An 18,937-nucleotide genomic window follows, 5' to 3' on the forward strand; every position below is an offset into this window, starting at 1 on the left:
GCGTCGCCGTCGACGTCCGTCCGCGCCACCGTAGCCGAGACCGCGTCTCACGCGACACCCTCCACCCGCCATCCGCCGGCCGTCCAGCGCAGGTCGAGAGTCGACTCGTGCGGCCGCGAGGCGCCGACGGCGGTGCGGCTCCCGTCCGCAGCCACCTGGACGTGCGCCTCGACGACGTACGCGACGCGCACGCGTGCACTCGAGCCGCCGACGGCGACGACGGTGGCGTCCGTGACAGTGGCACGCGGGCGCTCCGGGCGGGTTCCCGACGCGTCGAGCCGGGCGAGAAGTGCGGTGTCCGCCTGGTGCGCGGGCGACCCGGCCACGTCGACCGCTCCGACGTCGGCCACGACTCCGGCGAGCAGATCGAGGCGTCGTTGCGTCAGCGTGGCCGCGGCGGCGTCCGGGCGGGCGTGATCGAGCGTCAGGTCCCCGCGGGCGCCGACGACGACTCCGGCCGCTCGGCTGCCGAGACGCGCGAGTCGCCATGACCGGCTGCCGGCCCGCCGACGGCCCGCACCGTGGCGTCGCTCTGCGCCCGAGCAGCGCCCAGCGGCAGCACGGAGCGGCCCGCGTCCCACAGCCCGGGCCCCGCGCCGGCCATCAGCCCCACGGCCAGGCCGATGCCCGCCACGGCCAGCACCGGCCGCAACGTCGCCCGCCCGAGGAGGCCCGGGTCACGGCGCCGCCTCCGCGTGCCCGACCGGCGTCGTCGCAGGACGCCGCGCGCGGTGGTCTTGCCGCCGCGCGGAGCGACAGACGGCGCACGTCCGCCGCGCCGCGCAGACCGCCCGTCGCGCACCGCTGCGCGCACGTCCGCCGCACGCCCCGGCGCCGCCCGCGCCACCCGTCGTCCAGCCCGCGCCCGCCCGCGAGGCGAGCCGGCGTCCGACGCCGTCTCCCCCACGTCACGGCCCCGCCGTGTGCCCGCGAGCGCCGCGCCGGCGAGGGTCGCCGGGTCGGGCAGGCGAACGTCGGCCGGTTCGCAGGCGCCGTCGACCAGCGCGGCGAGCGTGCCTGCCTCGGGCCGGCTCCGCGCGTCGGCCGCGAGCGCGGGCGCGAGGGCGGCACGGAGCGCGCCTTCGGGGTCGGCGACGGGGTCGCCGTCGGGGAATCGGGGGGCGGCAGTCACCACCGGACGCGACCCGAGCAAACCGTCGACCAGGCGCGCGAGTGCCCGCACGTCCTCGGCGGGCGTCCACTCCTCGGGCGGGGGCCCGGGCGTGGCCGCAGCGCGGGGGCACCGCCGGGGCGCAGGACGACGTCGCGCGGCTCGAGCGGGCCGTGGGTCAGTCCGGCGGCGTGCAGGGCTGCCATGGCCTGCGCGACGTTGACGCCGACCGCCGCGGCCTCCGCGGGCGCGAGCCGTCCCCGGACGGCGAGCACCGCGGGCACGTCGGCCGCCTCGCCTGAGGCGAGGACGACGTCGAGCGTCCCTGGTCGGGTGGCCCTGGCCTCGACCACGGGGACGAGATGCGCGTGCCGAACGTCCGTGAGCGCCGCGACACGCGCGGTCAGCACCTCACGCGCGGCCGCGTCGGCGGGCACGGGGACGACGACGGTGCCCGTCGCGGGCGGGAGATCCTCGGGTCGTGCGGAAGTCACGCGAGGATCGAACCGCATCCCGGCCGGTGCCCGCCGACGTTGTCCACAGGCCCGCGTCGGCGGCGCCGGTGCGCGGACCGTCAGACGTGGATCGTGCGCCCGTCGCGCCCCGAGACCCGGGCGGCGTCGAGCACCTCGGCGGTACGCACCGCGTCGGCCGGGTCGACCGGGATGTCGCCGTCGTCCTGGAGCCAGGCGACGAGAGCACGGTAGAAGTCCACGTGCCCGCCGGGCGCCCGTGGGACGGACGTGCGCTCGCGCCCGCGGGCGAGCCAGCCCTCGGAGTCCTCGGGGGCGCCCGAGTCGAGCACCTCGAACGGGGATCCGTCCTGCTCGTACGTCGTGACGACGTAGGCGCCCCGCGTGCCGAGCGCACGCGTGCGCGGCCCCGGCGCGCCGACCACGGACCCGGCCCACAGCCTGGACACGACGCCGTGCGCCGAGCGGGCGAGACCTCCCCCGGGCTCGTGCTGGAGCACCAGGAACACGTCGTCCTCGGTGGGCGTGGTGAGCCTGCGGGTCTGCGCCCACACGCTCGTGACGCGCCCGAAGAGCTGGGTCGCCGAGTCGACGAGGTGGGGTCCCAGGTCGAGCAGCAGCCCGCCGCCGACGACGTCGTTCTCCTTCCAGCGCTGCTGCGGCTGGGGGCGCCACCGCTCCCAGCGCCGCTCGAAGGTGTGGACGTCGCCGAGGTCGCCGCGTGCGATCGCCGCGGCCAGCGTGAGCTGCTCGGGGTCCCAGCGCCGGTTGTGGAACACGGTGAACGGCGTCGACGTCGCGGCCGCCTCCGCGAGGACGGCGCGCGCCTCGTGTGCGTCGACGCCGATGGGCTTGTCGAGCACGAAGGGGATGCCGGCCCGCGCGAGGTGCGCCGCGTGCTCGGCGTGCAGCGACGTCGGCGACGTGACGACGACGACGTCGTAGCCCGACCGCGCGGCGACGAGCGCGTCGAGGTCGTCGTGCAGCCGCGCCCCGGGCCAGTCGGAGGCCGCCTGCTGGCGCCGCCCGGGGTCGCGCGTGACGACCGCCGTGACCGCGAGCCCGACCTCTCTGACCAGCCGGGCGTGGATCCCCCGGCCCGATCCCCCGTACCCGACGATGGCGATGCGCAGCGCAGTCATGGCCCCATGCTGCCTTGCGCGCGCGGCGGATGCGGGTGGGGCACGCCCCAGGCCGGGAGAACGGCAGGTCCAGCGCGGCCGGACCGCCTCGGCGAGAGCGGGTTCCCCGTGCGCCACCGCGCGGGCGTAGGTTGGACCGCCGTGGGCACAGCACCGTTGATCGAGATCGAGCACCTTCCCGGACACGTCGACTACCACGACGGCTGGGACCTGCAGCGGCGCACGCACGCCGCCGTCGGCGAGGGTGCGCGCGGCCCGGTGGCCTACCTGCTCGAGCATGCGAGCGTGTACACGGCCGGGCGCCGCACCCGCAAGGACGAGTACCCGACCGACGGCACGCGCGTCGTCGACGTCGACCGGGGCGGCAAGATCACGTGGCACGGCCCCGGCCAGCTCGTCGCCTACCCGATCGCGGCACTCGTCGCGCCCGTCGACGTCGTGCGCTACGTGCGCACCCTGGAGTCCGCGGTGATGGACGTGTGTGCACGGCTGGGCGTCGCGACCGTGCGCGTCGAGGGCCGCAGCGGCGTGTGGCTCGCCGCCGACGACGCCGGGCCGGCCCCGCGACGCGAGCGCAAGGTGTGCGCGATCGGCGCACGGGTCGCCAAGGGCGTGACGATGCACGGGCTCGCGCTCAACTGCGATCCCGACCTGGGCGCGTTCGGGTTCATCGTGCCGTGCGGCATCGACGACGCCGACGTCACGTCGTTGTCCGCCGAGCTGGGCCGTGACGTCACGGTCGCCGAGGTGCGGCCGCTGCTCGCCGACGCGCTCCAGCGCCACCTGGCACCGCTCGTGACACAGGTCACCCGTCCCGCTCTGAGCGATCGACCAGCGCCCCTCGGCGCCGTCGTAGGGTGAACGTGTGACCATTGCGCCCGAGGGCCGCCGCATGCTGCGGATCGAAGCCCGCAACGCCGCCACGCCCATCGAGAAGAAGCCCGACTGGATCAAGACCCGGGCCGTCATGGGGCCCGAGTACCGGGACCTGAAGAGCCTCGTGCAGGGGGGCAACCTGCACACGGTGTGCGAAGAGGCGGGCTGTCCCAACATCTTCGAATGCTGGGAAGACCGCGAGGCCACGTTCCTCATCGGCGGTGAGCAGTGCACCCGCCGCTGCGACTTCTGCCAGATCGACACGGGCAAGCCGCAGGCGCTCGACCGCGACGAACCTCGTCGCGTCGCGCAGTCCGTGCAGGCCATGGGCCTGCGCTACTCGACGATCACGGGCGTCGCGCGCGACGACCTGCCCGACGGCGGCGCGTGGCTCTACGCGGAGACCGTCCGCCAGATCCACGAGCTCAACCCGGGCACGGGCGTCGAGAACCTCATCCCCGACTTCAACGGCATCCCGGACCTGCTCGACGAGGTGTTCGAGTCCCGCCCCGAGGTGCTCGCGCACAACCTGGAGACGGTGCCGCGCATCTTCAAGCAGATCCGGCCGGCGTTCCGGTACGACCGCTCGCTCGGCGTGCTGACGCGGGCGCGCGAGGCCGGGCTCGTCACCAAGTCGAACCTCATCCTGGGCATGGGCGAGACGATCGACGAGGTCAAGACGGCGCTGGTCGACCTGCACGACGCCGGATGCGACCTCGTGACGATCACCCAGTACCTGCGCCCGTCGGTGCGCCACCACCCGATCGACCGCTGGGTGCGTCCCGAGGAGTTCGTCGACCTGTCGCAGTTCGCGCTGGAGACGGGGTTCCTCGGCGTCATGGCCGGCCCGCTGGTGCGATCGTCGTATCGTGCCGGCCGCCTGTGGGGCCAGGCGATGAGCAAGCGCGGGCTGGAGATCCCCGCGGCGCTCGCTCACCTGGCCGAGCCGACGACAGCGCGCCAGGAAGCCGCAAGCCTGCTCGCGCGCTGAACCGCCGGACCTCGCCGCGCCGATAGGATCTGGACCCATGGCCCGCTCCAACCAGTCCTCGGACGCCGCTCCGGGGAAGACGAAGAAGCCCAAGAAGCAGCGTTGGTACCACCAGGTGTGGGCCGCGTATCAGATGACCCGCCGCCAGGACCCGTCGGTGACGTGGCTCCTGCTGGGCGTCTTCGTGGGTGTCCTGCTGCTGGGCCTGGTCGTCGGGCTGCTGATCGGCCACCCGATCTACGTGACGGTCGTCGCCGTCCCGTTCGCGGCCCTGGCGACCATGTACATGCTCACGCGCCGTGCCGAGCGCGCCGCCTACACGCAGATCTCGGGGCAGCCGGGCGCCGCGCGCGCCGCACTCGGCACCGTGCGCGGCGGCTGGACGTTCGAGGACGAGCCGGTGGCGGTCAACGCCCGCACGCAGGACTTCGTGTTCCGCGGCGTGGGTCGCCCCGGCGTCGTGCTCGTCTCGGAGGGTCCCGCCCACCGCGTGGGCCGCATGCTCGAGGACGAGCGCCGCCGCATCGCACGCGTGCTGCCGAACGTGCCGATCACCCTCATCCAGATGGGCGACGACGACGGTCAGGTGAAGCTGACCAAGCTGGCTCGCGCCGTGACCAAGCTCAAGCCCAAGCTGACGCGCCCCGAGGCAGCCGAGGTCGGCAAGCGCCTCAAGGCGCTGGGTGGCCAGCGGTTGCCCGTGCCCAAGGGCGTCGACCCGTTCAAGGCACGGCCCGACCGCAAGGGCATGCGCGGGCGCTGAGGTCGTTCGTCCCGACGGCTGCCCGCCGGCGAGCGCAACCGGCCTCGTCCGGCCCCGTCGGCGGGCAGCCGTCAGCGACGCGTGATGACGGTCCCGGCCGCCTTGTCGTGCAGCCCGCGGCCGTCGCCGTCCCAGACGACCGCCGGGATCACCAGGCACAGCAGCACGGTGCGGACGGTCGAGCGCCAGAAGCCGACGAAGGCGCCGTCGACCGTGCCCTCGCCCGGTGCGCCGAGCACACGCACCTGCAACCCGAGCAGCCGGTGGCCGATGGTGAACCCGAGCGACCCGACGAGGATCACGTTCATCACGGCGAGCGCGGCCAGCGGCACCCAGGTGTTCCTGGGCGCGATCAGGGCCGCGATCCCCCACGCCGCCGCCCAGTCGAGGCACAGCGCGACGACGCGCCGCGCCAGGGACGCCATCGAGCCGTTCCCCGACTCGGGCAGTCCGAGCCGTGCCGCGCCGCCCGCGGCGGGCGCCGGACCTTCGAGCCAGGATCCGAGATCTTCGCGTGATGCCACGGCACCAGGCTATGCGGCGTCCCGCCGACGCCGGCGCGGTACCGCGGCGCGACCGTCGCAGGCACTGTGACGTACGCCGCACGACGGCGCCGGGGAGCGCCTGAAATCTCAGAGTGCGGGCAGGCGTCGCCTCGGTTACATGCCCGAAACATCGGTGGCATGGGAGAGTAACGGCGACGTCCTACGTTCGGGGCCAGCCTCGTGACGCGGGCCGTGGACATTCGTTGACCAGCACATCGCGCCGCACCGTCTTCTAAGGAGCATGGATGTTTAACAACGCCGAGGAGGCCATCGCCTTCACCCGCAACGAAGGGGTGGAGTTCATCGATGTCCGGTTCGTCGACCTGCCGGGCGTGTGGCAGCACTTCAACATCCCGACGTCGCAGTTCGGTGAGTCGTCGTTCACCGAGGGCCTGATGTTCGACGGGTCGTCGATCCGCGGCTTCCAGGCGATCCACGAGTCGGACATGAAGCTGGTTCCCGACGTCAAGACGGCGTTCATCGACCCGTTCCGCAAGCGCAAGACCCTGGTCATGAACTTCTCGATCGTCGACCCGTTCACCGACGAGGCCTACTCGCGCGACCCGCGCACCATCGCCGCCAAGGCAGAGGCGTACCTGGCATCGACGGGCATCGCGGACACCGCGTTCTTCGCCCCCGAGGCCGAGTTCTACCTCTTCGACTCGGTGCGCTACCAGACGGCCATGCAGGGCTCCTTCTACGCGATCGACTCCGTCGAGGCGGCCTGGAACACGGGCCGCGAGGAAGAGGGCGGCAACCTCGGGTACAAGACCCGGGTCAAGGGCGGCTACTTCCCCGTCTCGCCGTCGGACAAGTTCGCCGACCTGCGTGACGACATGTGCGACGTGCTCGGCCAGGTCGGCCTCGACGTCGAGCGCGCGCACCACGAGGTGGGCACGGCCGGCCAGCAGGAGATCAACTACCGCTTCAACACGCTGCTGCACGCGGCCGACGACCTGATGAAGTTCAAGTACGTCATCCGCAACGTGGCGCACCAGGCCGGCAAGACGGTCACCTTCATGCCGAAGCCGCTCTTCGGCGACAACGGCTCGGGCATGCACTCGCACCAGTCGCTGTGGGCCAACGGCGACCCGCTGTTCTACGACGAGAAGGGCTACGGCGGCCTCTCCGACATGGCGCGCTGGTACATCGGCGGCCTGCTGAAGCACGCCCCGTCGCTGCTCGCGTTCACCAACCCGTCGGTCAACTCCTACCGCCGCCTGGTCCCGGGCTACGAGGCTCCCGTCAACCTGGTCTACTCGGCCCGCAACCGCTCGGCCTGCATCCGCATCCCGATCACGGGCTCCTCCCCAAGGCCAAGCGCGTCGAGTTCCGCGTTCCGGACCCCTCGGCCAACCCGTACCTGGCCTTCTCGGCACAGCTCCTTGCCGGCATCGACGGCATCAAGAACCGCATCGAGCCGGCCGCGCCGATCGACAAGGACCTCTACGAGCTGCCGCCCGAGGAGCACGCCCAGATCGCTCAGGTTCCGGGCTCGCTCGCCGAGGTGCTCGACAACCTCGAAGGCAACCACGAGTTCCTCACGCAGGGTGACGTGTTCACCGAGGACCTGATCGCCACGTGGATCGACTACAAGCGCAAGAACGAGGTCGAGCCGGTGCAGCTGCAGCCGACGCCCAAGGAGTTCGAGCTGTACTACGACATCTGAGATCGCGGGTTCCGCGACCTCGACTGACGCCCGAGAAGCCGCCCGGCCCGGCGGAACGTCCAGTGACGTTCCGCCGGGCCGGGCGGCTTCTCGCGTGCCGGGCGTGCTCGTGCGCGCCCGGGAACCTGACCGGGGCGTGGCGCTCAACTCGGCAGTTCGTCGTCAGCTCGTGCCCCCGGGGCCACGCTTTGACGACGAACTGCCGACCTGACCGCGCGGGAGCCGAGTCACGCCCGCGCGCGCCCCGATGGTCGCCGTCGGGGGCACCTCGTAGGGTCCCCTCATGAACCCCTGGCTCGAAGCCATCGGCTGGATCGGCTCGGTCCTCGTCGTGCTGTCCCTGACGCAGGCCCGAGTGCTGCGTTTCCGGTGGCTCAACCTCGCCGGTTCCGTGATCGCGACCGTCTACAACGCCGTCGTCGGCATCTGGCCGTTCGTCGCGATGAACGGGGCGATCGCGCTCATCAACGTCTACTGGCTGTGGCGGCTGCACCGCACACGTCACGACGCCGCCACCTACGAGGTGGTCGAGGTCGCTCCCGACGACGCGTACCTGCTGCACGTGCTGCACACCTACGCGACCGACATCCTCACGTTCTCGCCCGGATTCGTCGCCGTTCCCGACGCCGGGGAGCGCCGCGCGGCGTTCCTGGTGCTGCGCGGTGACGAGACGGTGGGAGTCGTCGAGGTGGGCGACGCGGGCGGCGGGACCGGCGTCGTCCTGCTCGACTGGGTGACCAAGCGGTTCCGGGACTTCACTCCGGGCGAGTTCGTCTACCGCCGGTCAGGAATCTTTGCGAGCAGGGGCTACACGCGACTGGTGATCCGGTCTCCGGCCCGCACCGACGAGCACTACCTGACGCGTGTCGGCTTCACCCGCGACGCGGACGGGTGGTCTCGCCCCGTCACCGCGTGACGGCCGCCACCGTCACTCGTCCGCACCGTAGAAGACGCGTTCGAACACCGCCCGTGCACGGCGAGCCGTCCGCAGGTACAGATCCTCCAGGTCCGCGCCCGTGCCGACGTCCCCCAGGACGCGCGCGACGCCGGAGAGGTCACGCCGGTCGTGCGGCAGCACGTCGGCCTGGGCTCCGCTCACCCGACCCGACCACAGGACGACGGCGGACCGCAGCCGCGAGCTGAGGGTCCAGGCGTCGAGGAGGGCACGCGTGTCGTCGGCATCGAGCAGCCCGGAGGCCTCGGCGGCCTCGAGCGCGGCGACCGTGCCCGTGGTCCGCAGCGAGGGGACCTCATGAGCGTGCTGGAGCTGGAGGAGCTGCGCCGTCCACTCGACGTCCGACACTCCGCCACGGCCCAGCTTGAGGTGCCGCTCGGGCTCCACACCGCGCGGCAGGCGTTCCGCCTCGACGCGCGCCTTGATGCGCCGGACCTCGCGCACCTGGGCGAGCGGCAGTCCACCCTCCGGGTAGCGCAGCGGGTCGACGAGCGCGACGAACCGGTCGGCCAACTCGCTCGGGGGCCCGCCAGCGAGGCACCCGCCACGGGGCGTGCGCGCAGAAGCGCTTGGGCCTCCCAGACCGACGACCACCGCTCGTAGTACTCGGCGTAGGAGGCGAGCGTCCGCACGAGCGGCCCCTGCCGGCCCTCGGGGCGCAGGTCGGCGTCCACGGGCAGCGCGGGTTCCGGCCCGACGCCGCCCAGCAGCTCGCGCATGCGGGTCGCCGTCGTCAGGGCGAACCGTCCTGCGACCTGAGGGTCGGCGCCCGGTACCGCCTCGTGGACGAACATGACGTCGGCGTCGGAGCCGTAACCCATCTCGCGTCCGCCCAGCCGACCCATCGCGACCACCAGGTTGCGCGTGGGGTTCGCTGCCGGGTCGGGGTCCAGCCCGAGCTCCTGCCGCGCGACGTGCTCGGCGACGCGCAGCGCACCGCGCAGCGCGAGGTCGGCGGCGTCGGAGATCGCACGCGCGGCACCGACGGGGTCGAGCACGCGCAGCAGCTCTCCGGCGCCGGTGCGCGCGAGCTCGCGCCGACGGACGGCGCGCAGGAGCGTTGCGGCCTGCTTGGGCTCGTCTGCCCGCAGGAGGATCGCGTCCGCCTCCGCGGCGAGCCGCTCGGGCCCCCGCGGCTCGAGACCCGACGGGTCGTCGAACCACTGGACGGACTCGGGCGAGCGCGCGATGGCCTCGGCGAGGTAGCGCGAGGAGGCGAGGACGTGCGCGAGCGACTGCGCGGCCGAGCCCGAGTCGCGCAGCAGCTTGAGGTACCAGTGCGTCGAGCCGAGCTCGTCCGACAGCTTGCGGAACGCGAGCAGTCCGCCGTCGGGGTCGGCGCCCTCGGCGAACCAGCCGAGCAGCACGGGCAGGAGCTGCCGCTGCAGGGCCGCACGCCGCGACATGCCCTCGGTCAGCGCCGTCACGTGCCGCATCGCCCCGTCGGGGTCGCGGTAGCCGATGGCCGCGAACCGTTGGCGGGCGGCCTCGGGAGCGAGCGACACCTCGTCGTCGGACAGGTGCGCGACGGCGGGCAGCAGCGGGCGGTAGAAGAGCGCCTCGTGCAGCGAGCGCACCTCGCGGCGCGTGGTGCGCCAGCGCTCGATGAGGCCTGCGGCGCCCTCGGTGCGCAGCCCCAGCGCTCGCGCGAGACGGCGCAGATCCTCCTCGGCCGTGGGCAGCAGGTGGGTGCGTCGCAGCCGGAAGAGCTGCACCCGGTGCTCGAGCGCGCGCAGGAACCGGTAGCACACGGCGAGGCGCGCGGCGTGGTCGCGGCCCACGTACCCGGCCGCGGCGAGCGCGCCGAGCGCGCCGATGGTGTTGGGCGAGTGGATCGCCGGGTCGGAGCGGCCGTGCACGAGCTGGAGGAGCTGCACCGTGAACTCGACGTCACGCAGCCCCCCTCGACCGAGCTTGATCTGCCGGTCGGCCTCGGCCGCGGGCACGTTGTCCTCGACGCGGCGGCGCATCGCCTGCGAGTCCTCGACGAAGTGCTCACGCGCCACGGCCCTCCACACCAGCGGGTCGACGGCGGCACGGTAGGCGCGTCCCAGTGCGACGTCACCGGCGACAGGGCGCGCCTTGAGCAGCGCCTGGAACTCCCACGTCGCGGCCCAGCGGTCGTAGTAGGCCAGGTGGCTCGACAGCGTGCGGACCAGCGGCCCGGCCTTGCCCTCGGGCCGCAGCGCGGCGTCGACCTGCCACAAAGCCGGCTCGGCCGACGGCCCGCCGCACACCTTCTGCAACGTCGAGGCAAGCCTCGCGCCGACCGCCATCGCCTCGGGCTCGGGAACCGGCTCGCCGTCCTCACCGACGCCCGGTTCGGCCACATAGATGACATCGACGTCCGAGACGTAGTTGAGCTCGCGCCCACCCGTCTTGCCCATGCCGATGACGGCCAGGCGCACGGCGCCGTGGTCGGGGTGCTGTGCGCGGGCGACGGCAAGGGCGCCCTCGAGCGCGGCGGCCGCGAGATCGGCCAGCGCCGCGGCCACCGTGGGCAGCAGCGACAGGGGCTCGGCGGCCGTCAGGTCGTCGGCCGCGACGTCCAGGAGGCGAGCGCGGTAGGCGCGCCGCAGGGCGTCGGTCGCCGTCTTCGCGCCGTCGTCGGGCCAGTCCCCGGGCCCCGCCCCGGCCACCGGGATCGGCGCGTCGGGGTCGGCGCCGACGGCGGTCAGGAGCTCGGCGCGCACGACCGCAGGGTCGGTGCGCAGGCCCGGCTCGCCGAGCCGTGACAGCAGCGCGGGACGTCGGATCACCTCGTCGCCCAGGGCCGCCGAGGCGCCGAGGACGGCAAGCAGCCGACGGCGCAGCTCGCCGTCGTCGGCCAGGACCCGCGCCAGCTCCGGACCCGCTGGCGTAGCCGCGAGGCGCACGAGCTGGAGCAGGGCGAGGTCCGGGTCCGCGCACGCCCCGAGCGCGTCGAGCATGCCTGCGGGGTCCGGGGGCAGGACCTGCGCGAGCGCAGCGTCCTCCCACAGGCCCGCGGAGCGGCTGAGATCGGAGAATCCCGCGCGCAGCAGGCGGCGGGTCGGGCTCTCGCGGCGACCGGTCGGCGTCACAGGAACTGAAGGAAGCGGTGCAGCTCGTACGGCGTGACCTGGGCGCGGTACGCGTCCCACTCCTGCCGCTTGTTCGCCAGGACGTAGCGGAACACGTGCTCGCCAAGGGTCTCCGCCACGAGCTCCGAGCGCTCCATGATCGCGATCGCGGCGTCGAGGTTCTGCGGTAGCGGGGTGATGCCGAGCGCCCGGCGCTCGGCGTCCGTGAGCTCCCAGACGTCGTCCTCGGTGGCGTCGGGCAGGTCGTAGCCCTCCTCGATGCCCTTGAGGCCGGCGGCCAGCATGACGGCGAACGCCAGGTAGGGGTTGGCCGCCGAGTCGATACCGCGGTACTCGATGCGCGAGGAGTTGCCCTTGCCCGGCTTGTACATCGGCACGCGCACCAGAGCCGAGCGGTTGTTGTGGCCCCAGCACACGTAGCTGGGCGCCTCGGCACCGCCCCACAGGCGCTTGTAGGAGTTGACGTACTGGTTGGTCACCGCCGTGACCTCGGCCGCGTGGACCAGCAGGCCGGCGATGAACTGCCGGCCGGTCTTGGACAGCTCGAACTGTGCGCCGGGCTCGTGGAACGCGTTGCGGTCACCCTCGAAGAGGGACACGTGCGTGTGCATGCCCGAGCCGGGGTGGTCGGCGAGCGGCTTGGGCATGAACGTCGCGAAGACGCCCTGCTCGAGCGCGACCTCCTTGACGACCGTCCGGAACGTCATGAGGTTGTCGGCCGTGGTCAGCGCGTCGGCGTAGCGCAGGTCGATCTCGTTCTGGCCCGGACCAGCCTCGTGGTGGGAGTACTCCACGGAGATGCCCATCGACTCGAGCATCGAGATCGCCGCGCGGCGGAAGTCGTGTGTTGACCCGCGCGCCAGGTGGTCGAAGTAGCCGCCCGTGTCGACCGGCACGAGAGGGGCGTTCGGACCCGACATCTGCTCGAAGAGGTAGAACTCGACCTCGGGGTGCGTGTAGAACGTGAACCCCTTGTCGCTCGCGCGGGCCAGGGCGCGCTTGAGCACGTTGCGCGGGTCGGCGAGCGCCGGCTCCCCGTCGGGCGTGAGGATGTCGCAGAACATGCGCGCGGTGCCGTGCCGGTCGCCGCGCCACGGCAGGATCTGGAACGTCGTCGGGTCGGGCTTGGCGATCATGTCGGCCTCGTACACCCGGGTCAGGCCCTCGATGGCCGACCCGTCGAACCCGATGCCCTCACCGAACGCCTGCTCGAGCTCGGCCGGCGCGACCGCGACCGACTTGAGCACCCCGAGGACGTCGGTGAACCAGAGCCGGATGAAGCGGATGTCGCGCTCCTCGACCGTGCGGAGCACGAACTCCTGCTGCCTGTCCATGGGCCTATCCTGCCCGATGAGTGTTGCGGGCAGGTGTCGTTGCCGCAGGTGTCACGACGGCTGTCGGTCCGCGGCGCGGCCCTCGGCCTCGCCGGGGCCGTCCCCGGCCACCCATTCGGCGTCGTCGTGGTCCCAGGCGTCGCTCCGCTCGCGGGCGCGATCGAGGGCGTGCAGGGCCTCCTCCCGGGTTCCGTAGGGCCCCATGAGGTGGCTCCAGGACGAGCGACGCCCGACCTCCACCTCGTGCGTCTGGGTGTTGAACCAGTACTCCGGCGACGTCACCGGCCCGCTCTCCTCGCTCATGCCTCGATCCTGCACCAGGATGTGGCCATGGCACAGCACCTCGCATTCGGGATCGATATCGGCGGATCGGGCATCAAGGGCGCACCCGTCGATCTTGAGACCGGAGAGTTCACCGCCGGACGGCTTCGCATCCCGACCCCCGAGAAGAGCACTCCCGAGGCGGTCGCGCAGGTGCTCGCCGAACTCGTCGGATCGTTCGACCTGCCCAAGAAGGCCGCCGTCGGCGTCGCCTTCCCCGCACCGATGGACCACGGCGTCGTCCGGTTCATCGCCAACCTCGACCAGTCGTGGAAGGGCGTGGACCTGCCTGCGCTGCTGCACGAGGCCACGGGACGCGAGGTCACGGCAGTCAACGACGCCGACGCTGCCGGCATCGGCGAGCAGCGCTACGGCGCCGCCCACGGCCGCGACGGCACCGTCCTGGTGGTCACGCTCGGCACGGGCATCGGCTCGGCGCTCATCGTCGACGGCGTCCTGGTGCCGAACACCGAGCTCGGCCACCTCGAGATCGACGGGTTCGACGCGGAGTCGCGTGCGGCCGACTCGGCGCGCGAGCGGGAGGGCCTCGACTTCGCCTCGTGGGCGCAGCGGCTGCAGCGCTACTTCGAGACGGTCGAGATGCTCCTGTCCCCCGACCTCATCGTCGTCGGAGGCGGCATCAGCAAGAAGCACGCGGAGTTCCTGCCGCTGCTCGACCTGCGGGCCAAGATCATCCCCGCCGAGCTGCGCAACGCGGCCGGGATCGTCGGCGCGGCCGCGCTGGCGGCGTCGGACGCGGAGCGCTCACGGAAGAAGAAGCGCAAGCGCTGAGACCCGGCTCGAGCGGCCGAGGCGCGCGCGAAGGGGCCGGTCGGGCGAGTCCGACCGGCCCGCTTCGGACGGGCCTAGCCGCGCTCCTCGGCGATGGCGGAGTCGGCGCCGATCTGGTGAAACACCTCGGCGACGGCAGGCGGTGGGTTGCGGACGGTGACGGACAGGCCCTCGTCCTGCCCCACGGTGCACAGCTGCACCAGGAAGGCGACGCCTGCCGAGTCGATGAACCCGATGCGCGTCGCGTCGACGATGACCGGCAGGTTGCTCTCCAGCGCGCCGGCGAGCGCCGCGCTCGCCTCGGACCGCAGCGCTGCGTCGATCTCGCCCCACATCTGGACCACGCTCGCGTCCGCGGTACGCACCAAGTCGATGCCCCCGCTGCGCGTGCTCGTCACAGTCATGTCCGTTCCTCCAGTCTGGACCGGCCGTGTGCTCGCTCACGCGAAGCCCCGACGCCCGGCTCGACGGCTTCGTTGCCGTGTGTTGGTGACGCTACACCCGGGAGGCGGCTGGCGGGTACCTGCCTTTGCGACCTGTTGACTCGGAACGGAGCGGGCCCCTGCGGACACGCACACCGGGCACGCGGACGTCAGGCGCGGATGACGATCAGGTAGGTCATATAGGCGGCGTACAGCAGGATGAACCCGATGCCCTCGCGGCGCGAGATGCGCCGGCCCGTGAGGAACACCGGCACGCACAGCAGAGCGGCACCCACCATGAGCGGAAGGTCCACGCCCACGAGCTGAGGGTCGACGCCCACGGCGGGCGGCCCGAACAGCAGCGAACCGCCGAGGATGAACGTGAGGTTGTAGGTGCTCGAACCGATGAGGTTCCCCACCGCGATCGAGCGGCTACCGCGCACGGTCGCCAGGATCGTCGTCGCCAGCTCGGGCAGGGACGTGCCGATCGCCACGATCGTCAGGCCGATGAGCGTCTCCGACACGCCGAACAGCTCAGCGATCTCCACGGCGGCCGTCACCAGCCAGTCCGCGCCGAACACGACGACGGCGATGCCCAGGACCAGCAGCAGCACGTCGACCACCACCGAGCGCCGGGTGCGGGGTGGCTCGTCACCGGCCTCCGGCGACGGGTCGGCCGTGGCCACGACCTGCGCCATGGAGTCGCGACGCGCGGTGCGGATCAGCACCAGCGTGTAGCCGACGGCGATGCCGAGAAGCAGCACACCCTCCCAGGTCGACAAGGTGCCGTCGAGCGACAGGGCGAGCAGCAGCACGGCCGAGCCGACCATCGCCGGCAGGTCGAGCCGCAACGTCTGCCGCTGCAGCGCGATCGGGCGGATCGCGGCCGCGAGCCCCAGGATGAGCAACAGGTTGACCATGTTGGTCCCGGCGATGTTGCCGAGCACCAGAGAACCCTGCCCCCGCGACATGGCATCGATGCCGACGGCGAGCTCGGGCGCCGAGGTGCCGATCGAGACGACCGTCAGGCCGACGATGAGCGGGGAGATCCCGAGCCTGCGCGCGAGCCGCGTGCCGTAGCGCACGATGACCTCGGCACCGCCGATCAAGAAGACCAGGCCTGCCACGAGTGTGACGATCGTCAAGGGGACACCTCCTCGGGGACCATCGTGCCCTGCCGGGGGCACGCATGCTTCCTGGTCAGCGCGACGTGTCGTATGACCCGGCTATGAGGACAGGCCACAGAGGTTCCCGCCGCGCCGCGCCGCCCGTTCACACGCGACGGATGATCCCGCGCCCGTGACCCGTCACGCGTCTGCCAACGCCCACGCGCCAGACGGCGCAGACCGCACGATGATGGCCAGGGCCCCGCGCGAGACACGCCACAGCGCGGCGGGCCCACCGCCGGCGAAGCCACGGCACGGCACAACCTGCGCCGTCTGCGGGCCACGAGGGCACGAGCAGCGGGAGCATGCCGCCGTGAAACTCATCGGAGTCATCGAACCGCTGCCCCCCGCACCCGAGCAGCCCTCGCCGGGGCCGACGCACGAGATCGGCGCGTCGGGCGCCACGTACGCCACGGCACGCGACGCGCTCGACGCCGAGGTCCCCGCTGGGTGGAGGCTGGTGTTCGTGCGAGCCGGCGGGCACTGACGCCGTCGGCGGGCCGAGCCGGGCGCGCGGACAGGGCGTCAGCGCAGCTCGCCCAGGTTGGTGGGGCCGGGTAGCGCGGCATCCAGCACGACACGGCGCGCGCCGACGACCTCGGCCGTGCACCTGCACCCCGCGTCGGAGAGGTCGAACCGCTCCACCTCCGACGGGGCGTCGCGCGTGCCGGACGTGATGGCGTGGGAGCCCGGACGCAGGTCGTCGCTCGTTCCCAGACGCCACCAGTACAGGACGGTCACCGGGTCACCGCACGCGTCGCAGCGGTAGGCGGCGAACTCGCCGAAGGCCACGACGCCGCCGGGGTAGGTCTCGGCGAGCGAGTCGAACGTGTCCTCGAGCGTCAGCCCCGGGACGTCCGGCCAGTCACCGACGCCGGCCGCGAGGCCCCGCACGGGCGAGGTCTGGTCGTACAGGTCAGCCATGCCGCAAGTCTCGCCCTGCCCCGCGCTGGGCTCCGCGGGCTGGCTCGACGTGCACGGCGGGGCGCCCATCGGTGGTGCTGGCTCCAAGAACGGGCTCCTGGCGTCCGCGCTCGAGGGTGAACCCACCGCGCACCTGAGGTACGAGAAGCGTCAACGAGCCCAAGCGGGTCCGTGCGCCGGCAGGGACTCGCCCGGAAACCAGCGGGACGGGGATCCGGAGTCAGTGTCGCAACGGACGCTCGGCGGCTCGCAGACCGAAAGCACACCACGCAGGCCGAGATCGCGTCATCGAGCGGCAGCCCGACGTGCTGGCTCGCCAGGCCGATCCCACCCCGCTCTCGCCGAGCGGCGTCGGGCCGATCCCCGCGTCGTCCCGCCGACGCACGCGGCACCGACCCTCGCGGCAGCAGGTTTGCGAACGCCGCGCGGCAACGGAGCGTGCTGCTCCGCATGCGCCACCACCTCGCGCGCAGGCCAGGCGAGACGTCGCGTGCACCGCCAACCTGCGCACAGGACACGTCACCAGCCGACGCGCGAGGAGCTTCCGCCAGACTTCGACGTACGGTCGGACCATGACGACGGACGCGCCGCCCGACGATGCAGCCCTGGAGCTGGGCGGACGCTTGCTCACCGCGTACGTGGCGAGCAAGCGTGACATGGCCGCGGCACTGCGCAACGTGCTCCCCTGGGTGGCGCACCTACCCGGCGAAGACCTGCGCGACATGGCCGTCGAGGTAGAGCGCCTCTTCGCAGAGCTCGGCCGGCCCGACTACTTCGGCCGGCTCGCGCGCGCGGTCCGCGCGTGGCAGGCGACTGCCGAGCAGACCCGCCTGCAGCTCGACGCACGGGAGGGTCCTTCACCGATGCTGCGCCGATCACACGGCGAGAACTCCGCCGTCGAACACCTTCCGTAGCCGCCCAGGCCACGCGATCCGGCCGCCGCACACATCCATGCACGGGCTCACGGTCAGGCCGAGCGCCGCCGTGTCAGCGCAGCGCCAGCCTCCACGGCGTCGGCGCGGCGTCGGCGCGGCGCCGCACGGACGCCGTCCGGGCGAGGCCGGCGGCACTCGCCAGGGCAGGTCTCAAGCGCTCCTCGCCCTCAGCCCGGGTCGGGCGCTCGGCCGATGAGAAGGCGTTCACCGAGCGGCTCGGCCGCGCGGTGGCCCGAAGGCTCGGGTGAAAGCGATGCACCTGGTCTTCGTACCGCGGCCAGCAAAGCCACTGAGATTCGGGCGCGCATTCACTGAGCCGTCTCGCGAGCCTTGACGCGGCACAAGACGGTTCGCGAGTGTTGACGAAGTCACGCTGATGGAAATTCACAAGGACATGGGTGACCAGACCAGCCACTCCCCGGGCGCGACGACGCACAGCCCAGCGAACAAGCGAAGGATGGCTCTGATGACAACGCAGCGGGTTGCGATCGTGACGGGTGCAGCCGGCGGACTCGGACTGGCCGTGGCCAAGCAGCTCGGAGAGGACGGGTACGCGCTGTTCCTCCTCGACCGGGACGCCGACGGCCTGCGCGCCTCCGCGGACGTCCTGCGAGCGGACGGGTACACGACTGACACCGAGGTGTGCGACCTCACCGACTCCGCCAGCGTGGCCCGCGCCGTCGACGCGCACACCCGCCTCGGCACGCTCAAGGCTCTTGCCAACATCGCCGGCATCTGGGCGCGCGGCCGGCTCGCGGAAGTCAGCGTCGAGGACTTCGACCTCCTGGTCGGCATCAAGCTCCGGGGCGACTTCCTCACGATCAAGTCCGCCATCCCGTGGATGCAGCAGAACGGCGGCGGCGCGATCGTCAACATCAGCTCGATGTCCGGGCGCACCAGCTCCCAGCAGACCTCGACCAGCTACGTCGCGGCCAACGCCGGCATCATCGGCCTCACCATGAGCGCCGCCAAGCAATACGCCGTCGACAACATCCGCGTCAACTGCATCGCGCCCGGCATGATCGACACCCCGATGATGGCCAACTACACGCCCGAAGAGCTCGGGGCCATCTGCCGGGAGATCCCGCTGGGGCGGCTCTCGGACCCGTCCGAGATCGCCGACGTTGTCTCGTTCCTCATCTCCGAGAAGGCCAGCTACATTACGGGCGAGACCATCAACGCCAACGGCGGAATGTTCATGGTCTAGCCTCGAACCTGCGCTTCTTGCGGTCGGCGAACGTCACCCACCGCTGGTGCAGGCGCTGGCTGCCGGAGCGGGCGCGGACCGCGGAGGCCTGCTCATACCGGTTGCGCATGTGCGCCGTGATCACGGACCGGGTGCGGTGGCGCAGGCGGCCTGAGCCGGGAGGCGACGTACGTGCGCGTTGCCCGGCTCCGTGAACTCGCACTGGGATCGGCCGGCGCCCGACCGCCGCGAGGGGCTGCTCGTGGCGTA

General features: G+C 72.5%; 18 protein-coding genes and 2 pseudogenes. 9 read left to right on the forward strand and 11 right to left on the reverse strand.

Features of this window, described 5'->3' with window-relative positions:
* Positions 1-47: 47 nt before the first annotated feature.
* The 4 genes from ET495_RS06420 to ET495_RS06435 form a co-directional block, all read right to left on the reverse strand.
* Entirely contained in the window at positions 48-350 is a 303-nt protein-coding gene (locus ET495_RS06420) for a hypothetical protein (RefSeq protein WP_129203555.1), read from the reverse strand.
* 74 nt (positions 351-424) lie between these two features.
* Positions 425-1,132: a hypothetical protein gene (locus ET495_RS06425; RefSeq protein WP_129203557.1), complete on the reverse strand. Its 708-nt coding sequence runs from the start codon at positions 1,130-1,132 to the stop codon at positions 425-427.
* Entirely contained in the window at positions 1,129-1,605 is a 477-nt protein-coding gene (locus ET495_RS06430; RefSeq protein ID WP_129203559.1) for a hypothetical protein, read from the reverse strand. Before ET495_RS06430 ends, ET495_RS06425 begins: the two co-directional genes overlap by 4 nt.
* A gap of 80 nt (positions 1,606-1,685) precedes the next feature.
* The gene (locus tag ET495_RS06435) at positions 1,686-2,726 is read right to left on the reverse strand and encodes a Gfo/Idh/MocA family protein (protein WP_129203561.1); all 1,041 of its coding nucleotides are present in this window, start codon (positions 2,724-2,726) and stop codon (positions 1,686-1,688) included.
* Between the two features lie 141 nt (positions 2,727-2,867).
* On the opposite strand from ET495_RS06435, the gene lipB reads away from it, so the two are divergent.
* Genes lipB through ET495_RS06450 form a run of 3 tightly spaced genes read left to right on the forward strand, consistent with a single transcriptional unit; the run spans position 2,868 to position 5,356 of the window.
* Positions 2,868-3,587: a lipoyl(octanoyl) transferase LipB gene (gene lipB, locus ET495_RS06440; protein ID WP_129203563.1), complete on the forward strand. Its 720-nt coding sequence runs from the start codon at positions 2,868-2,870 to the stop codon at positions 3,585-3,587.
* A gap of 4 nt (positions 3,588-3,591) precedes the next feature.
* A complete protein-coding gene (gene lipA, locus ET495_RS06445; protein ID WP_129203565.1) occupies positions 3,592-4,593 on the forward strand; it encodes a lipoyl synthase in 1,002 nt (333 codons plus the stop codon).
* 37 nt (positions 4,594-4,630) lie between these two features.
* The gene (locus tag ET495_RS06450; protein ID WP_129203567.1) at positions 4,631-5,356 is read left to right on the forward strand and encodes a DUF4191 domain-containing protein; all 726 of its coding nucleotides are present in this window, start codon (positions 4,631-4,633) and stop codon (positions 5,354-5,356) included.
* A 71-nt stretch (positions 5,357-5,427) separates the two neighbouring features.
* Here ET495_RS06450 and ET495_RS06455 read toward each other — a convergent pair whose 3' ends face one another.
* Positions 5,428-5,880, reverse strand: a complete 453-nt coding sequence (locus ET495_RS06455; protein ID WP_129203569.1) for an RDD family protein — start codon at positions 5,878-5,880, stop codon at positions 5,428-5,430.
* 266 nt (positions 5,881-6,146) lie between these two features.
* Here ET495_RS06455 and glnA point away from each other — a divergent pair.
* Positions 6,147-7,570: pseudogene (glnA, locus tag ET495_RS06460) on the forward strand (type I glutamate--ammonia ligase).
* A gap of 283 nt (positions 7,571-7,853) precedes the next feature.
* The gene (locus tag ET495_RS06465; RefSeq protein ID WP_129203571.1) at positions 7,854-8,486 is read left to right on the forward strand and encodes a YgjV family protein; all 633 of its coding nucleotides are present in this window, start codon (positions 7,854-7,856) and stop codon (positions 8,484-8,486) included.
* Positions 8,487-8,498: 12 nt separating this feature from the next.
* Here the strand turns inward: ET495_RS06465 and ET495_RS06470 are convergent.
* The 3 genes and pseudogenes from ET495_RS06470 to ET495_RS06480 all read right to left on the reverse strand — a co-directional run bounded on the left by ET495_RS06470 (position 8,499) and on the right by ET495_RS06480 (position 13,224).
* Positions 8,499-11,587: pseudogene (locus ET495_RS06470) on the reverse strand (bifunctional [glutamine synthetase] adenylyltransferase/[glutamine synthetase]-adenylyl-L-tyrosine phosphorylase).
* Positions 11,584-12,921 carry a glutamine synthetase family protein gene (locus ET495_RS06475; RefSeq protein ID WP_129203574.1) on the reverse strand — a complete coding sequence of 446 codons (1,338 nt, stop codon included), beginning with the start codon at positions 12,919-12,921 and terminating at the stop codon, positions 11,584-11,586. Before ET495_RS06475 ends, ET495_RS06470 begins: the two are co-directional and overlap by 4 nt.
* A 51-nt stretch (positions 12,922-12,972) precedes the next feature.
* Positions 12,973-13,224 carry an SPOR domain-containing protein gene (locus ET495_RS06480; RefSeq protein WP_129203576.1) on the reverse strand — a complete coding sequence of 84 codons (252 nt, stop codon included), beginning with the start codon at positions 13,222-13,224 and terminating at the stop codon, positions 12,973-12,975.
* Between the two features lie 27 nt (positions 13,225-13,251).
* On the opposite strand from ET495_RS06480, the gene ppgK reads away from it, so the two are divergent.
* The gene (ppgK, locus tag ET495_RS06485; RefSeq protein ID WP_129203578.1) at positions 13,252-14,034 is read left to right on the forward strand and encodes a polyphosphate--glucose phosphotransferase; all 783 of its coding nucleotides are present in this window, start codon (positions 13,252-13,254) and stop codon (positions 14,032-14,034) included.
* Between the two features lie 74 nt (positions 14,035-14,108).
* Here the strand turns inward: ppgK and ET495_RS06490 are convergent, their stop codons facing one another.
* Positions 14,109-14,438 (reverse strand): STAS domain-containing protein, encoded by a 330-nt coding sequence (locus ET495_RS06490; protein WP_129203580.1) that lies wholly within the window; start codon positions 14,436-14,438, stop codon positions 14,109-14,111.
* Positions 14,439-14,626: 188 nt separating this feature from the next.
* A complete protein-coding gene (locus tag ET495_RS06495; protein ID WP_129203582.1) occupies positions 14,627-15,601 on the reverse strand; it encodes a calcium/sodium antiporter in 975 nt (324 codons plus the stop codon).
* 334 nt (positions 15,602-15,935) lie between these two features.
* Here ET495_RS06495 and ET495_RS17575 point away from each other — a divergent pair, with 334 nt between their 5' ends.
* Positions 15,936-16,109 carry a hypothetical protein gene (locus ET495_RS17575; protein WP_162616384.1) on the forward strand — a complete coding sequence of 58 codons (174 nt, stop codon included), beginning with the start codon at positions 15,936-15,938 and terminating at the stop codon, positions 16,107-16,109.
* Positions 16,110-16,147: 38 nt separating this feature from the next.
* Here ET495_RS17575 and ET495_RS06500 read toward each other — a convergent pair whose 3' ends face one another.
* Positions 16,148-16,546 carry a hypothetical protein gene (locus tag ET495_RS06500; RefSeq protein ID WP_129203585.1) on the reverse strand — a complete coding sequence of 133 codons (399 nt, stop codon included), beginning with the start codon at positions 16,544-16,546 and terminating at the stop codon, positions 16,148-16,150.
* A gap of 572 nt (positions 16,547-17,118) precedes the next feature.
* Here ET495_RS06500 and ET495_RS17580 point away from each other — a divergent pair.
* Both ET495_RS17580 and ET495_RS06510 read left to right on the forward strand, forming a co-directional pair.
* On the forward strand, positions 17,119-17,460 hold the full coding sequence (locus ET495_RS17580) for a hypothetical protein (RefSeq protein WP_162616385.1): 342 nt from the start codon (positions 17,119-17,121) through the stop codon (positions 17,458-17,460).
* A gap of 487 nt (positions 17,461-17,947) precedes the next feature.
* Positions 17,948-18,688 (forward strand): SDR family NAD(P)-dependent oxidoreductase, encoded by a 741-nt coding sequence (locus tag ET495_RS06510; RefSeq protein ID WP_162616386.1) that lies wholly within the window; start codon positions 17,948-17,950, stop codon positions 18,686-18,688.
* Positions 18,689-18,937 lie beyond the last annotated feature (249 nt).

It is taken from the genome of Xylanimonas allomyrinae (assembly GCF_004135345.1).
Lineage (GTDB): Bacteria > Actinomycetota > Actinomycetes > Actinomycetales > Cellulomonadaceae > Xylanimonas > Xylanimonas allomyrinae.

What these genes read in the sequence shown, in the direction of transcription:
- ET495_RS06435 (WP_129203561.1), bottom strand. Translation starts at nt 2,726, where the DNA reads ATGACTGCGCTGCGCATCGCCATCGTCGGGTACGGGGGATCGGGCCGG.
- ET495_RS06450 (WP_129203567.1), top strand. Translation starts at nt 4,631, where the DNA reads ATGGCCCGCTCCAACCAGTCCTCGGACGCCGCTCCGGGGAAGACGAAG.
- ET495_RS06465 (WP_129203571.1), top strand. Translation starts at nt 7,854, where the DNA reads ATGAACCCCTGGCTCGAAGCCATCGGCTGGATCGGCTCGGTCCTCGTC.
- ET495_RS06475 (WP_129203574.1), bottom strand. Translation starts at nt 12,921, where the DNA reads ATGGACAGGCAGCAGGAGTTCGTGCTCCGCACGGTCGAGGAGCGCGAC.
- ET495_RS06480 (WP_129203576.1), bottom strand. Translation starts at nt 13,224, where the DNA reads ATGAGCGAGGAGAGCGGGCCGGTGACGTCGCCGGAGTACTGGTTCAAC.
- ppgK (WP_129203578.1), top strand. Translation starts at nt 13,252, where the DNA reads ATGGCACAGCACCTCGCATTCGGGATCGATATCGGCGGATCGGGCATC.
- ET495_RS06490 (WP_129203580.1), bottom strand. Translation starts at nt 14,438, where the DNA reads ATGACTGTGACGAGCACGCGCAGCGGGGGCATCGACTTGGTGCGTACC.
- ET495_RS06500 (WP_129203585.1), bottom strand. Translation starts at nt 16,546, where the DNA reads ATGGCTGACCTGTACGACCAGACCTCGCCCGTGCGGGGCCTCGCGGCC.
- ET495_RS17580 (WP_162616385.1), top strand. Translation starts at nt 17,119, where the DNA reads ATGACGACGGACGCGCCGCCCGACGATGCAGCCCTGGAGCTGGGCGGA.
- ET495_RS06510 (WP_162616386.1), top strand. Translation starts at nt 17,948, where the DNA reads ATGACAACGCAGCGGGTTGCGATCGTGACGGGTGCAGCCGGCGGACTC.